The organism is Gilvirhabdus luticola, assembly GCF_040117515.1.
Classification (GTDB): domain Bacteria; phylum Bacteroidota; class Bacteroidia; order Flavobacteriales; family Flavobacteriaceae; genus Gilvirhabdus; species Gilvirhabdus luticola.
Genome location: NZ_JBEEEN010000001.1, coordinates 810629 through 825448, shown reverse-complemented (window position 1 = coordinate 825448; position 14820 = coordinate 810629). Strand labels below are relative to the sequence as shown.

The following is a 14820-nucleotide window of genomic DNA, read 5'->3' as shown; positions in this document are numbered from 1 at the left end:
TTAAACTTTACTCAAAATAATTTTTGATTTTGTAGCCACCATCTTTTAAATACTGCTGCTTTTGCATGAGCTTAATATCGCTAGACATCATATCTTTAACCAAAGCGTCTAAATCGTATTCTGGCACCCAACCTAATTTTTCCTTTGCCTTTGTCGCGTCTCCAATTAACAAATCTACTTCTGTAGGTCTATAATATTTATCATCTATTGCAATCACTTCTTTACCTATTTCTATTTGAAATTCAGGGTTGTTGCATGCTTTGATATATCCTTTTTCATTTGAGTCAGATCCTTTAAATTCTAATTCTACACCGATGTATGAAAAACACATTTTAACAAAATCACGAATTGAAGTAGTTTTACCAGTAGCTATTACCCAATCCTCTGCCTTATCTGCTTGAAGAATCATCCACATCATACGGATATAATCTTTTGCATGTCCCCAATCTCTTTGAGCATTAAGATTGCCTAAATAAATTTTGTCTTGAAGCCCAAGTGCAATTCTTGATGTTGCTCTAGTAATTTTTCTTGTAACAAATGTTTCTCCACGTATAGGAGATTCATGATTGAATAAAATTCCATTACATGCAAATAACCCATAAGCTTCTCTATAGTTAACTGTAATCCAATAGGCATATATTTTTGCAACACCATAAGGGCTTCTTGGGTAAAATGGTGTAGTTTCTGTTTGAGGTACTTCTTGAACTTTACCATACAATTCTGAAGTTGAAGCTTGATAGATTTTAGTTTTTTTCTCCAACCCTAATATTCTTATCGCTTCAAGAATTCTCAAAGTTCCTAACCCATCTGCATTTGCAGTATACTCTGGTGTTTCAAAAGAAACATGCACATGGCTCATTGCGGCAAGATTATAAATCTCATCTGGCTGTACTTCTTGTATAATTCTAGTTAGGTTGGTGCTATCGGTGAGGTCGCCATAATGGAGAAAAAAATTAATATTCTCTTCATGTGGGTCTTGGTATAGATGATCTATTCTATCAGTATTAAATAACGAAGCCCTTCTTTTTACACCATGAACTTCATAATTTTTCTTTAAAAGAAATTCACTTAAATACGCACCATCCTGTCCAGTAACTCCAGTGATTAAGGCTACTTTTTTTTGCATACTCCCTTTTTTTATTGTTTGTAAAGTAATATTGAGACTGTTCTCTAATTAATTTTTAAAACTCCAAATTTAATGCTTTTGAATTTGATTTCAACTAATTAATTGTTTAATATATCGGCAATAACATCATCCGCGCTTTTTTGCCAAAAACTCTGGTTGGACAATATTTGCTGTGATTTGGAGTTGTCCAACACGCTGTAAGAAGGTCTTTGGGCCTTGGTGTTAAACTCATTAAGCGGAACTATTTTTGATGTGTTATATTCGGGAAAGTGTTTCGCTATAAATAAAGCGAAATCATACCAAGTTGTTTCTCCATTAGCAGAAAAGTTATAAATCCCATAACTTGTGTTTCTAGTTGTAATTAGTTGAAAGATAAATTTTGATAAATCTATACAACTTGTTGGTGTTCCTGTTTGTGAAGAAATAACGTTTAACCTTTCATTCTGTTTTATTTTACTAATTATTGTCTTTAAAAAATTATGCCCATATTTTGAATATAACCAAGAAGCCCTAATGATAAAATAATTATCTAGAATATCTTGGACGTGTTGTTCTCCTAAAAATTTTGATTTTCCATACACGTTTATTGGGTTTACATCGTCTGTTTCTAAATAGGGACTATTTTTACTGCCGTCAAAAACATAATCTGTAGAAATGTGTATTAAAACTGTATTCGTTTTTTTGAAGATAGTTCCTAAATACTTAACTGCTTCTGCATTTACCTTAAAAGCTGTTTTGGCAGAGTCTTCTGCTTGTTCTACCTTGGTATATGCCGCACAGTTAATACAATAGTCATATTCTTTTTCTTCTAAAAAAACTTCAATCTGCTTAGGATTAGTAATGTCTAATTCAGCTTTTGAAACAAACGTAAAACAATATTCGCCTTTGAGGTTTGAGGACTCGTCTTTAAGCGTCTTTCCTAATTGTCCGTTAGCTCCTGTGACTAAAATATTAATGCTCATTTGAATATAGTTTCAAACGTAGGTAAGTGTTTGTCTTTATTAGATAGTATTAATTTTTCTTCTGGAAAATTCCAGTCAATTCTGATTGTTGGATCGCTATATAAAATACCTTTTTCTGAAGACCTATTATAATAATTATCGCATTTATAAGAAAAAATGGTTTCGTCTTCTAATACCAAAAAGCCATGAGCAAAACCCCGAGGTATATACAGTTGTTTTTTTTCGATATCATCTAAAATAATTGAAAAATATTTCCCGAAAGTGTCAGAGCCTGCTCTAATATCAACACAAACGTCCAATACTTTTCCCTTAATGACCCTTACTAATTTTGCTTGTGCATAATCTCCTGTTTGATAATGTAATCCTCTTAAAACTCCAAAAGAAGATTTCGATTGATTATCCTGAACAAAATTTTGGCTAATGCCAGTAAGATTTTTAAATGATTGATAGTTAAAACTCTCGAAAAAATAACCTCTTTCGTCTTCAATAACATTTGGAGAAATTACAAAACAACCTTTTAAATAGGTTTCTTTAATTTTCATTCTATTTTAATTGTTGAAGATATTCGCCATAACCACTTTTTAGTAATGGCTCTGCTAATTTATTTAATTGTTCTTTATTAATATAATCCATGCTATAAGCCGTTTCTTCTATACAACCTATTTTATACCCTTGCCTTTCTTCTATAACTTGAACGAATTGTGAAGCTTGCATTAAAGAATTAAACGTTCCGGTATCTAGCCATGCTGTTCCTTTATCCAATATCTGGACATTAAGATTGCCTTGTTCAAGATAAGCCCTGTTTACGTCTGTAATTTCTAATTCGCCTCTCTTACTTGGTTTAATATTTTTAGCGATTTCAATTACTTGGTTATCATAGAAGTAAATTCCTGGAACAGCAAAATTAGATTTAGGGTTTTGTGGTTTTTCTTCAATAGAAATTGCTTTCATGTTAGCATCAAATTCAACAACACCATATCGCCTTGGGTCTTGAACGTGATAAGCAAAAATAACGCCTCCTTCAGGATTTATATTTGCCTGTAATGTTTGTTGTAGCCCTGAACCATAAAAAATATTGTCTCCTAAAATTAAAGCGGCAGAATCATTCCCAATAAATTCTTCTCCAATGATGAAGGCTTCAGCCAAACCGTTAGGCTGCTCTTGTACTGCGTAACTAAACAAGCACCCGTAGTTTGCACCATCACCCAGTAGCTCTTTAAATTTTGGAGTATCTTTTGATGTTGAAATAATTAGAATCTCCTTAATTCCTGCCGACATTAAAGTTGTCAATGGATAATAAATCATTGGTTTATCATAAATTGGCATGAGTTGTTTACTTACAACTTTAGTTAATGGATAAAGTCTAGTTCCTGAACCTCCGGCAAGAATAATTCCTTTCATTTAATTTTTATATTTATTTATATACCAATTAACTGTTTTGGTAATTCCAGATTTAAAGTTTTCTTGGGCTTCCCAATGCAATTCAATTTTAATTTTTGAAGCGTCAATTGCATATCTGAAATCATGGCCTGGCCTATCTTCAACCAATGTAATCTGTTTTTTGTAAGATTCATTTTTTGGTATTTTAGTGTCTAGAACTTCACAAATTTCTTTGGCCACATCAATATTTTGATATTCATTATCACCTCCAATATTATATGTTTCTCCTATTTTTCCTTTGTGATATACTAAATCAATTCCTTTACAATGATCTAAAACATATAACCAATCTCTAACATTGGTTCCTTTGCCATAAATTGGGATTCTTTCGCCTTTAAGAGCTTTTCTAATGATTGTTGGGATTAACTTTTCTTTATGTTGTTTAGGTCCATAATTATTTGAACAATTTGTTGTTACAACGTTAAGCCCGTAAGTATGGTAATAACTTCTAACTAAAAAATCTGAAGATGCCTTTGAAGCACTATAAGGACTATTTGGCGCGTATGGTGTTTTTTCAGAAAAAAATCCCGTTTCTCCCAAACTGCCATAAACTTCATCTGTTGAAATATGATGAAATCTACTGTTTTTATGCTCTTTTTTAACACTATGAGGTGAATTCATCCAATTATTCTTGGCAGTCTCTAATAAATTGAATGTCCCAAATATATTGGTTTTTATAAATTCATCTGGGCTATGTATTGAATTATCAACATGAGACTCTGCTGCAAAATGAATAACGCCTTCAAAATTGTACTGATTGAATAATTTTTCAATCAATTTCTTATCACAAATATCTCCTTTTACAAATGTATATCTATAGTTATTAGAAATCTCATTCAAGTTTTCTAAATTTCCAGCATAAGTGAGTTTGTCTAAATTTACAATCTTAATATTTTGATGCTTGTTTAGGAAATAATCAATAAAATTTGAACCTATAAAACCTGCTCCACCTGTAATTAAAATTGTCATTTATGTTATACTTTGTCTTTGTATTTTTCCAAAAATTTAAGAAACTCAAGCCCTATCAAGACAATGAAAACTAAAATTATTAAAGAGACACTATAAAATACCTTCGTCCCTATAGAGAATCCAAAAATGTCAGTTTTGAAATCAAAAGTTCCATCGCTTTGTACATTAGAAACAATTTCAATAATATCTGCTAAATCCTCTTTTTCTCTTTCTATTTGTACAAGTTCTCTTCTTAATTCTAAATCTTTTGTGTATAATTCAAATTCCTTCGTAATACTCTTGTCCTCTGTATTGTCAATAGTAACACTTGTTTGAGAACCTACTGAAGCTTCTACAGACTTTTCCAAAACAAATTGATAAACTTTTTGTAATGAATCTGATTCTTTAAGGGATTCTTTTATAATATTTTCACGATTAGTTAATTCTACTAGATCCTTTTTTTGTTCATTCTTAAAGAAAGTATTAGACTCAACATTTGCTACTAACTGGGTTAAGACTTTATTAAAGACGTCTTTTGATTTTGCTTTAAGAGTTATTCTTTGATATCGATAATCATACTCTTTCCCTTTTTCTAAATAAGACTCAAAACTTATACTAGATGCTAATACAGAATCCATCTCTTTTGTATAAACATCAAATAGTTTTAGTTTTTGATTTTCATCTAAAATTGATTCTAACTTTAATTCCTTTAGGCTATTAGCTTGTTTAGGAGAAATTTTTAAGTTTTCTGCCAATACAATTGAATCCTTCTCTGAAATTAAATCATTATACCTTTCAACCAAACTGTTAAGCACTTCTCCTGTCTCATAATTTTGCTTTATTACAATTGACGACTTGAATACTGGGTCTGAAGTTTTTTCCTTTAAATAACCAAAGCCAAAACCAATAACTGCAGCCAAACCTAACTTTACAATGTGCCTCCTTATAAAAAAGATCAGCCAAACAAAAGCTAAAAAAAGACTGTTTAATATGCTTCCAATGAATTTAAATAGTCTATTAAATGTATTGCCTATTAGCTTAAACAATTGTCCTAGATCGACTTCCTCTGAAGGTTGGTGTTGTATATTCTCACTCATAGCTTAACTTGTTAATTTAATATTTGCTGTAATATTTTTCTGGTTATTAAATAGGTTGGTTTTACTCCCGATGTCCCAAGGCCTCCAGAAGCTAATGTGCTTCCAGTTTCCAAAGGATTATCACTAGCGTAATACGCATATCTTACTTTAACATCTTTACAAATACTTGCTCTAACTTTAGATGCTGCTTGTATGGCCTTTTGATAATGTGCTCCTTCCATTTCCAAACCTATGACATTCCATGTTGAGTTGTGGAAAAACTTTAAGATGTCTTTGTTCTGTAGCGAGGTGCCTAAAACTGTAATCATAGAGCCTTCATATACATCAACTCCTTGACCTTCAAGATCTGTTTTACTTAATTCATTTTCAAAAGGATAATTATCGGCCGTCCCCTCAAAAATATGTGCAGAAGGAATCATAATATCTCCTTTTCCTCCTTCAAGAATTCCAGCTTTCCCCATTATTGATATGGACTGTACGTTTAAATGAATTTTTTGCCCTTTATACTTAAAGGGTTTTAACAATTCGTCTATAGTCTCGTATGCTTGTTCTCCAAAAGCATAGTCCATAACAAATATAACAGGCTTTTCAGATTTTAAAAAACTTTCGTTGAATTCTAAATCTGTTTTAGAAAAATCTATTTTACTACTATCAAATATTTGAACATCAATATTGGTTCCGGAGCTATCTCCAATAAAAGTCATGCCATGCTTTAGAGCCTCATTTTTCACCTTTAAGCGAAGAGATTCATTATTCCTATTGCTTAAAATTTCATATATCTCAAAAATATCTTTTTTTGCAACTAAAGATTTTAAAGCATTTGGCGAAAATAAGGTATTCATCACACTATGCATATTTGCACTTATAATATGAATTGGTCTTTCCAAAAGGTTTTGTTGATGTAATATCTTTTTTATATCATTTGCCCAAACTTCCCCATGTATGTGATGCCCTAATCGTTCTCTTAAAACTGGACTAAATGTAACTGTGCGTTTTTTGTTTTCTATGACTTCTTCAATAGCCAGTTTACCTAGCCAATAAATTATATGAAGGATTCTTTCAGGTTGTTTAGGTTCTGAAAAATCTTCATAGACTTCTTGAATTTCATTAAAAGTTCTGCCTAAAATATTTGCGGCATGAGTAACGGCGACTTCGCGTTCTGGTTGTGTTAGTTTATTTTTAGACAAAACCGCACTTTCTAATTTTACCCAATCCCTAGTGGTCAACCCTTTATCTCCAATTAAAACACGTTTACTAATTTTATGAGATTCTATAAAAAGAAACGTAAGATGGGTTAAAATGTCATAGATTTCAGAACGCCCTCTGGTAATTTCAATGTTTATTTGCTCGTCATCAATACGATAACAATTGCGCCTTCTTTTTTCTGGAATAATAGGTTTGAAGTGAGAATTTGCATAACCCTCGTCACTTGTGAGATTAATAAAAGAGCATTCCTCTATACCTTGAGGTAGTCTGTCAATTACATAAAGTAAACCATTTAATTCTGCTTTTTCTTCGGCAATGGACCCATATATTTCTGGCCTTAAAAGCAATAAAGATTCTCGCAGTGTTTCTCCGGAAATTCCCATGGGTTTATAAAAGCCCCTATTAAATAGATGCCTCATTGTGATGTACATACGTTCAATAGCATTTGTGCTCTCTTGAGCTCTTGTTCTATTGTGATTTTTTTTATTACCCATATACATTATTAAGCTTGTAAAGATAGTACTATTTAATCATTTTTAACTTATATAGAGCATTAGCAATTGTCCTGTCATTCGTAAGATGAGGTATTTTATTTTGTCCTCCCAATTTCCCTTCTGTTTTCATGTATTGATTAAACCCATCTTTAACAACTTTCGTTATTTTAAGTGTTTGCAATATTTTTCCTTTAATCAAATCATAATAATAACTGTTTTGATTTTGCAGGGATTTGTCAATTATACTTGCAAAATCATCCAGTGATTCAGGTTCTTTGCTAAACTCTATAAACCATTCATGGTATGGTAACCCAGAATCTGGATTAATCTGTGGTGCGACAGTAAATTCTGTCATCTGTGCATTAGAATTTTCTAATGCTTCTTTAATAGCATGATCTACTTCTTTGCCTATAACATGTTCGCCAAAAGCTGAAATGAAATGCTTTATCCTGCCTGTTACAATTATTCGATACGGGTTTGTTGAAGTAAATTCTATTGTATCCCCAATATTGTATGCCCAAAGACCTGCGTTTGTAGAAATAATCATAACATAATTAACCCCAATTTGTATTTCTTCTAATGTAATTCTTTCTCTATTTTGATTAAAGAACTCATCGGCTTTAACAAACTCGTAAAAAATACCTGAATTCAACTGCAATAGCATTCCCTTTTCTAATTGTGTGTCTTGAAATGCAAAAAAACCTTCACTTGCTGGATACAGTTCAATACTATCAACTTTTCTTCCTATTAAATTTTCAAATTTTGCTCGATAAGGTTCATAATTAACTCCTCCGTAAATAAAAAGAGTAAAGTTTTCAAATACCTCACCAATTGGTTTATTAGTTTGAAGAATTATTTTTTCGAAATACATTTGGACCCACGAAGGAATACCAGAAATTACTGTCATATTTTCTGGTAAAGTTTCTTTAATTATCTCTTCAACTTTTGTTTCCCAATCATTAATACAGTTTGTTTCCCAAGAAGGTAATCTGTTTTTCTGTAGGTATTTAGGCACATAATGTGCAGCTATTCCAGAAAGTCTCCCAATGTTTATTCCGTTTTTCTTTTCTAATTCAGGGCTTCCTTGAAGAAAAATCATTTTGCCATCTATAAATTTGGTTTTGCCCGTTTCGTTTATATAGAGTAAAATCGCATTTCGTGCTGCATCGATATGACTTGGCATGCTTTCTTTGGTTATTGGAATATATTTAGCTCCTGAAGTTGTGCCTGATGTTTTTGCAAAGTATAATGGCTTACCTTTCCAAAGGATATTTTCTTTGCCATTTAAAACGGTTAAGATATAGGGTTTTAGTTCTTCATATTCGCGAATTGGAACACGATCGACAAAATCTTGATGAGTTTTAATGTCTTTAAAATCATGGTCTTCCCCAAATTTAGTAGACTTTGCCTCTTTTATTAGCTTTTTAAAAACTTTAGTCTGGGTTTTAATTGGGTTTTGAGCCCATTTTTGAATGTCTTTAAATACTTTTTTCGAATATGGTTTAGCTAATGTTGACTTTAAGGAAATCATTTATTAAAATCAATAAAATTTGTTGGATTAATTGGATACCCATCACTCCAGAGCTCAAAGTGTAGATGTGGTCCTGTTGTAAATTCGCCTGTGTTACCAGAAGTTGCTATAACCTCACCTGATTTCACGAGTTCGCCTTGAAATTTTGTTAATGAAGCATTGTGTTTATAAACTGAAATTAATCCATGGCTATGCTCAATTATGGATACAAAACCTGTTTCTGCAGTCCATTCTGAAAATATAATTGTACCATCTGCTGCTGCTTTTATAGGTGTTCCCTTTGGTGTTATAATATCAACTCCATAGTGTTTTTCTTTGGAGTTGTATTCTTCACTAATATTTCCATTAACTGGAGGAAAAAGTACAAAATTAACATGAGATGTTGCAGACTCAAACAAATTATATTTATCCTCTTTATTAACTTTTTCTCTTAACAAAGAATCTTCTTTTGTTGGATTTAAATCTATAGTGTTTATATCAATTTTTGCTGCTTCAATAATTGAGTCTCTGTTAAAGTTTACTGTAGAAACATCCCCTTCTAATACTCTTTTTATAGAAGCGAAATATTGTTCGTTTAAATAAATAACCTTTTGTAAAGAATCTGTTTTATAGTTCAATTCTATTGCTTGTTTCTTCAGTGCAGTTGAAGAGTATCCTGGAATATATTCTCTTAAAGGTGTAAACGCAATCAATAAAATTGTAGAAACTATGAGTAAAATAGACAATATGGACATCAAAACAAAAACATTGAGTCTTGTTAACTTAAAGGACAGTCTTTCTTCAAAAGTATCCTCGTTTAAGATCACTAATCGATACTTGTGAAGAAGTTTTTGCGCTATTTTTTTGGACCCTTTTTTTGTTTCTGCCATATTAAAAGCAAAATTAATTAAAATTATATCATATGTCCTTTTAGTTTTCTTAAAGTTGCGAGTAAACTTAGATTATATTAAACTTTAAATTATTAACTTTGTTGTTTAAAATAATGTATTATGAGCTTATTAATGTTACCTCTAGTTATTGGTTGGCCACAAATAGTTTTGATTGCAGTAGTGATTTTATTAATATTTGGTGGTAAAAAAATTCCTGAACTTATGAGAGGATTGGGTAGTGGAATAAAGGAGTTTAAAGACGCAAGTAAAGAGGATGATAAATCTGAAAATAAAAAAGATTAGTGACTTAATTTAATAAAAAAAGCCCAACACAATAAGTTGGGCTTTTTTTATTCTATTTCTATTGATTTTATTATCGCTTCCAATTCAAACATATATTCTCTTTTCTCGACCGAAGGAGCAAATGCAAAACCTTCAATTACTACCAACCTATTATTAGGCTTATCTTCAATTACATAATTAATAAAAGGCCCAGCCATAAATGCATTATGAACTTCCCAATTCCCTTTTGTTTCTATAGTTGATTTATTATCAATTGTTGTTTCAAATTGAAATGGAGCATATGCTTGTTCGGTAATCATGTATGTTCCTTCAGTTGGTCCTGGTATATGAACTTTTCCTATTGAGTCTCTAACTTTTATAATTCGACTCATTAAGCTGTCGTTTTTTGTTATAGAATTAAGAGGTAATTCGTACAATAAAAGGTTTGTTGTTCCTGTTGTAATATCTTTTCTAATCCAAAAGAATTTCCCTTCATGTTTAGCAATTCTATAAGCCGTTGGAAACTTAAGTGACAATCCTAACTCTTCTTGAATTGGTTTATCATCATAAAGTGAAAGTTTAATACGTCTTTGTTTTTCTTTTAGCTCTTCATCTTTGAACGCCTTGATAATTTCTTTCGAATTCTGATTAATTAAATCAATAATTTCTTGATTGGATTCTCCTGAAATTACAACAACTTTTTGCGGCTTGGCAAACACATTTCTTGCTATTCTAAAATTTTTAGCTCTTCCTTTTTCTATCTTTAACACAGTCCTGTTGTGTGTGGTAAAACCACTGAAAACTTGGGGTGGTAATTGACTCATGCTAAACAAGGGCTCGTCTTGAGGAAGCCCATCTACAGGTGATGCTAAAACATCTCTAATAGCTTCTCCTACACTACCTTGCCAAAGATCATTTTCGATAATAACTGAGAGGTTGTTAATGTTTCCTGAAGAATCTGATAAAACCCTCTGATTGGAAGATTTTTTATTTTGGCATCCAATAACAGTAAAACAAACAAGTACAATTAGTAAAATTATTTTTCTCATAATCTGAATTCTTATTTTAAGAATGATTTATCTTTTGGATATTATAAGTTCCATTCCTGGTTTTAATTTTGTACCGCTAATATTGTTCCAATCTTTAATATTTTGAATAGAAACTCCTGGAAATTTTTGTGAAATGCTCCACAAGGAGTCTCCGTTTTTTACAATATACGTGTTAGAACTTGTTACTTGAGGAGCGCTACTTGAGGAGCTACTTGATGATGTATGAGACGTATTTGGACTTCTAGGGTAAATTGTTAGGCGTTGTCCAATATGTATATTGTTACTCCTTAAACCATTCCATCGTTTTATGTCGCTAACCCTAACGCTATACATTCTTGCAATTCGTCCTAAATAATCTCCAGATTTTACTCTATACCGAATTCTTGACTCTGCTTCAAAAAATTGAGGCAATGGTTTTTCTCTTTTATCAAACTCTGCTTTTGCGTATTCATAAATTTGAGTTTCATTGTTCACAAACTTTCCAACCTCGCTTCTTGGTAATCTTAACACATAATTTTCGTCTTCAATATAAGGTATAATATCAAGCTTATAGGAAGGGTTTAAAAATTGTAATTCCTCTATCAGAACTTTGGTAAGTTCTGAAACCTGATCAAGAGTTATCATTTGTTTAACTCTAATTGTGTCTGTTTCAATATAAGTGATTTCAGGTGCCTTGGGGTCAAAACCGTGCTCTGAAGCATACTCAAAAATATACATTGTAGCTAAAAACGCAGGTAAATACCCTGCTGTTTCCCTTGGTAAATATGGCCTTATATTCCAATAGTTTTGATAGCCTCCAGATCTTCGAATGGCTTTTGTTACGTTTCCCGGTCCAGAATTGTATGCTGCTAAAACAAGATCCCAATCACCAAATATTTCATATAAGTTAACTAAATACTTACATGCTGCTTCTGTAGATTTAATTGGGTCGCTCCTTTCGTCAACATAACTACTAACATCAAGACCAAATTGCTTTCCGGTAGAGAACATGAATTGCCATAATCCAGTTGCACCAACTCTAGATTTAGCTCGAGGTTTAAGCGCAGACTCTACTATGGCCAAATATTTAATTTCCAAAGGGATGTCGTAATTATCTAACTCCTTTTCAAACATTGGAAAATAATATTTACTCAAGGCCATTAATCTTTCTAAAGTCTCTTTACGATTTTTTAGATAGCTCTTTATGACACTCTCCAAAGAAGGATTATATTCAACATTGAAAGGCGTTTTGGCATTAAGCAAAGCCAATCTAAATTTAAGTGTATCAGTAGGAAGTTCTGGATAGTATATCGAATCATATTTAAGTTCGGCTATAGATTTGTAAATAGTATCATATAAAGATGAGTTATAAAGTTCATCAAACCACTTTTGATCATAACTAGCAGCCTCATTATGGTCTACTAGTTCTCTTGTAATTGAATCTATAACCGGTTTTAGTTCTTGTAAATTATAAGTGTTCCCGTCAATTAATGTGTCGGATGTAATTGTTTGATCAATATCATTTTGTGAATACCCAACAAAAAACCCTAACAAAAATATTAGTGGAATAACTTTTAAATTCATTTATTTATTTTCTTATGAGTAACGCATTAAGGCACTTGAATCGTACTTTTGGCAAAATATAAAATTTACTCTAAAATTGCTGCTATTCCAGGAAGTGTTTTGCCCTCAAGACTTTCTAACATGGCTCCTCCTCCTGTGCTAACATAACTTACTTTTTCTTCAAAGCCAAATTGTTTGACAGCTGCAACAGAATCTCCTCCTCCAACAAGTGAGAATGCTCCATTTTCTGTTGCATTTGCTATTGAATTACCAAGAGCAATTGTTCCTTTTGCAAAGTTCGGCATTTCAAAAACACCCAAAGGTCCATTCCAAAGAATTGTTTTACATTCATTAACTACCGAGTCAAAGATTTCAATTGTTTTGGGTCCAGCATCTAAACCTTGCCAGTTATCTGGTATCGAAAAAACATCAACTACTTTGGTTTCTGCATCATTATCAAAAGCGTTTGCAGCTACCACATCTACTGGTAAATGGATTATTACATTTTTAGATTTAGCCTTTTCCAAAATCTTTAATGCTAAAGTCATTTTATCATCTTCACATATTGAATCCCCGATTTGACCTCCTTGTGCTTTTATAAATGTAAAGGTCATTCCTCCTCCTATTATTAAATGATTGACTTTATCAAGAATGTTTTCAATAATTGTAATTTTTGAAGATACCTTTGCGCCACCTAAAACAGCTAAAACAGGTTTTTCTCCTGTGTTGAAAACCTTTTCAATGCCCTCTATTTCCTTAAACAAAAGAGAGCCAAAGCATTTGCTGTCTGGAAAGAATTGTGCTATTGTTGTTGTTGACGCATGCGCTCTATGTGCTGTGCCAAAGGCATCATTGACATAAAAATCCCCTAGTTGAGAAAGCTTTTCTGCAAAATTAATATCTCCTTTTTCTTCTTCTTCATGAAATCTTAAATTTTCTAACAAAAGTATTTCTCCTGGCTTTAATTTGCTTGCGGCTTTTTCAGCTTCAGGTCCAATACAGCCATTACTAAACTTTACATTAACCCCTAATATCTCTTCTACTTTTAGAACTATGTGCCTCAATGAGAATTCGTCTTGGACTCCTTTTGGTCTACCCAAATGAGACATTAGTATACAACTTCCTCCGTCTTCTAAAATTTTAATAATTGTAGGTTTAGCAGAAACTATTCTTGTTGAATCAGTTACCTGGAACTTATCATTAAGTGGTACATTAAAATCTACTCTTATTAAAACTTTCTTATTGTTAAAATTAAAATCTTTAAGTGTTTTCATTAAAAACTTGTTTTGAAAACAAATATAAATGAAGAATCCGAGTAACATGTTAAAATTTTACTCGGATTCCAAAAATTATAATAAAAGCTTTCTTTTTCTAACGCTTAATCACTTTTACTGTTTGAGAGAGACCTTGAGATTCTATTTTAGCTAAATACACTCCAGTAGCAAGGTTGGAAACATCTAGAGTCATTTCTTTAGTGTCACCTCGCTTACTAAATATTTCTTTGCCTGAAATATCAAATACTGAAACCTTATCGAGAGCAACTCTTGCCCTTAAATTAAGAATATTGTTTATAGGGTTTGGCCCGTAAGCAAAACCATCTATTTTGTTGTTTTCTATAGATAAAGGAAACGACAACAGTTGAACATTATCTAAACCAATATACCCATTACCGTTTTGGTAAAAAACCAAACGAAATCTAACATGGCTTTTTCCTGAAGGTATTGTGTGATTAAATTCTACCCAATCGTTTGTTGCAAAATTTCCGTTTTGAGATGTATTAAAAACATCTGTATGCACATCTGGAGAACTCCAATCACTTCCATTGTCATATTTTACTTGAAAATATATATAATCATTTTTATCTAAAAACACATAATTTATCCTGAATGAGAGCTCCGATGGAGCGCCATTAACAGCTATAGTTTGAAAAGTTAAAATGTGTTCTGGTGAAGATGTTCCTGAAACAGATTCTGAATATGGATTGTCTAAATCCCTTCCCGCCATATAGGAGATTCCTTTGTAAGCTCCATCAATTCTTCCGTTAGAACCTGAAATAGCACCCCAAACATCATTACCATTTAAATTATAAAACGGGATGTTTGTATTATAGTTCCAATTGTCATCTATTGAACCTTCAAATCCTTGAAAGGAATTTTGACCCCTTAAATTTAGAGAGGCTAGACTTAAAAACAGCAGTATTAAACCGTATATTTTCACAATGTTAAGTTTTAAGTTTTGAGGGGAAACTGGGATTAATAGCAATCAATTTTAAAA

General features: G+C 31.9%; 14 protein-coding genes. 1 reads left to right on the top strand and 13 read right to left on the bottom strand.

Annotation, left to right across the window (positions count from 1 at the left end; genetic code table 11):
- Positions 1–7 precede the first annotated feature (7 nt).
- The 9 genes from gmd to AAFP94_RS03715 form a co-directional block, all read right to left on the bottom strand.
- A complete protein-coding gene (gmd, locus tag AAFP94_RS03755; protein ID WP_316660402.1) occupies positions 8–1126 on the bottom strand; it encodes a GDP-mannose 4,6-dehydratase in 1119 nt (372 codons plus the stop codon).
- 98 nt (positions 1127–1224) lie between these two features.
- Positions 1225–2088: a dTDP-4-dehydrorhamnose reductase gene (gene rfbD, locus AAFP94_RS03750; protein ID WP_316660404.1), complete on the bottom strand. Its 864-nt coding sequence runs from the start codon at positions 2086–2088 to the stop codon at positions 1225–1227.
- Positions 2085–2630, bottom strand: a complete 546-nt coding sequence (rfbC, locus tag AAFP94_RS03745; RefSeq protein ID WP_316660406.1) for a dTDP-4-dehydrorhamnose 3,5-epimerase — start codon at positions 2628–2630, stop codon at positions 2085–2087. The genes rfbD and rfbC overlap by 4 nt, the downstream gene beginning before the upstream one ends.
- A gap of 1 nt (position 2631) precedes the next feature.
- Positions 2632–3489: a glucose-1-phosphate thymidylyltransferase RfbA gene (rfbA, locus tag AAFP94_RS03740; RefSeq protein WP_316660407.1), complete on the bottom strand. Its 858-nt coding sequence runs from the start codon at positions 3487–3489 to the stop codon at positions 2632–2634.
- On the bottom strand, positions 3490–4497 hold the full coding sequence (gene rfbB / locus AAFP94_RS03735; RefSeq protein WP_316660408.1) for a dTDP-glucose 4,6-dehydratase: 1008 nt from the start codon (positions 4495–4497) through the stop codon (positions 3490–3492).
- 5 nt (positions 4498–4502) lie between these two features.
- Entirely contained in the window at positions 4503–5573 is a 1071-nt protein-coding gene (locus tag AAFP94_RS03730; protein WP_316660409.1) for a hypothetical protein, read from the bottom strand.
- Between the two features lie 11 nt (positions 5574–5584).
- Positions 5585–7273 carry a DUF6909 family protein gene (locus tag AAFP94_RS03725; protein ID WP_316660410.1) on the bottom strand — a complete coding sequence of 563 codons (1689 nt, stop codon included), beginning with the start codon at positions 7271–7273 and terminating at the stop codon, positions 5585–5587.
- A 28-nt stretch (positions 7274–7301) separates the two neighbouring features.
- The gene (locus tag AAFP94_RS03720; RefSeq protein WP_316660411.1) at positions 7302–8804 is read right to left on the bottom strand and encodes a GH3 family domain-containing protein; all 1503 of its coding nucleotides are present in this window, start codon (positions 8802–8804) and stop codon (positions 7302–7304) included.
- Positions 8801–9673, bottom strand: coding sequence for a M23 family metallopeptidase (locus AAFP94_RS03715; protein WP_316660412.1), 873 nt, complete (start codon positions 9671–9673; stop codon positions 8801–8803). Before AAFP94_RS03715 ends, AAFP94_RS03720 begins: the two co-directional genes overlap by 4 nt.
- Positions 9674–9793: 120 nt before the next feature.
- Between AAFP94_RS03715 and AAFP94_RS03710 the strand changes: the two genes are divergently transcribed.
- Positions 9794–9976: a twin-arginine translocase TatA/TatE family subunit gene (locus AAFP94_RS03710; RefSeq protein WP_316660414.1), complete on the top strand. Its 183-nt coding sequence runs from the start codon at positions 9794–9796 to the stop codon at positions 9974–9976.
- Positions 9977–10023: 47 nt separating this feature from the next.
- On the opposite strand, the gene AAFP94_RS03705 is transcribed toward AAFP94_RS03710, so the two are convergent.
- The 4 genes from AAFP94_RS03705 to AAFP94_RS03690 form a co-directional block, all read right to left on the bottom strand.
- Positions 10024–11004, bottom strand: a complete 981-nt coding sequence (locus tag AAFP94_RS03705; protein WP_316660415.1) for a DUF4837 family protein — start codon at positions 11002–11004, stop codon at positions 10024–10026.
- 27 nt (positions 11005–11031) lie between these two features.
- The gene (locus AAFP94_RS03700; protein WP_316660416.1) at positions 11032–12567 is read right to left on the bottom strand and encodes a lytic transglycosylase domain-containing protein; all 1536 of its coding nucleotides are present in this window, start codon (positions 12565–12567) and stop codon (positions 11032–11034) included.
- 65 nt (positions 12568–12632) lie between these two features.
- Positions 12633–13820, bottom strand: a complete 1188-nt coding sequence (locus AAFP94_RS03695) for a phosphoglycerate kinase (protein WP_316660418.1) — start codon at positions 13818–13820, stop codon at positions 12633–12635.
- 97 nt (positions 13821–13917) lie between these two features.
- The gene (locus AAFP94_RS03690) at positions 13918–14763 is read right to left on the bottom strand and encodes a T9SS type A sorting domain-containing protein (RefSeq protein WP_316660420.1); all 846 of its coding nucleotides are present in this window, start codon (positions 14761–14763) and stop codon (positions 13918–13920) included.
- Positions 14764–14820: the final 57 nt, after the last annotated feature.

Excerpts from the sequence above, each read along its gene's own strand:
- gmd (WP_316660402.1), bottom strand. The coding sequence starts at position 1,126 with ATGCAAAAAAAAGTAGCCTTAATCACTGGAGTTACTGGACAGGATGGT.
- rfbD (WP_316660404.1), bottom strand. The coding sequence starts at position 2,088 with ATGAGCATTAATATTTTAGTCACAGGAGCTAACGGACAATTAGGAAAG.
- rfbC (WP_316660406.1), bottom strand. The coding sequence starts at position 2,630 with ATGAAAATTAAAGAAACCTATTTAAAAGGTTGTTTTGTAATTTCTCCA.
- rfbA (WP_316660407.1), bottom strand. The coding sequence starts at position 3,489 with ATGAAAGGAATTATTCTTGCCGGAGGTTCAGGAACTAGACTTTATCCA.
- rfbB (WP_316660408.1), bottom strand. The coding sequence starts at position 4,497 with ATGACAATTTTAATTACAGGTGGAGCAGGTTTTATAGGTTCAAATTTT.
- AAFP94_RS03730 (WP_316660409.1), bottom strand. The coding sequence starts at position 5,573 with ATGAGTGAGAATATACAACACCAACCTTCAGAGGAAGTCGATCTAGGA.
- AAFP94_RS03725 (WP_316660410.1), bottom strand. The coding sequence starts at position 7,273 with ATGGGTAATAAAAAAAATCACAATAGAACAAGAGCTCAAGAGAGCACA.
- AAFP94_RS03720 (WP_316660411.1), bottom strand. The coding sequence starts at position 8,804 with ATGATTTCCTTAAAGTCAACATTAGCTAAACCATATTCGAAAAAAGTA.
- AAFP94_RS03715 (WP_316660412.1), bottom strand. The coding sequence starts at position 9,673 with ATGGCAGAAACAAAAAAAGGGTCCAAAAAAATAGCGCAAAAACTTCTT.
- AAFP94_RS03710 (WP_316660414.1), top strand. The coding sequence starts at position 9,794 with ATGAGCTTATTAATGTTACCTCTAGTTATTGGTTGGCCACAAATAGTT.
- AAFP94_RS03705 (WP_316660415.1), bottom strand. The coding sequence starts at position 11,004 with ATGAGAAAAATAATTTTACTAATTGTACTTGTTTGTTTTACTGTTATT.
- AAFP94_RS03700 (WP_316660416.1), bottom strand. The coding sequence starts at position 12,567 with ATGAATTTAAAAGTTATTCCACTAATATTTTTGTTAGGGTTTTTTGTT.
- AAFP94_RS03695 (WP_316660418.1), bottom strand. The coding sequence starts at position 13,820 with ATGAAAACACTTAAAGATTTTAATTTTAACAATAAGAAAGTTTTAATA.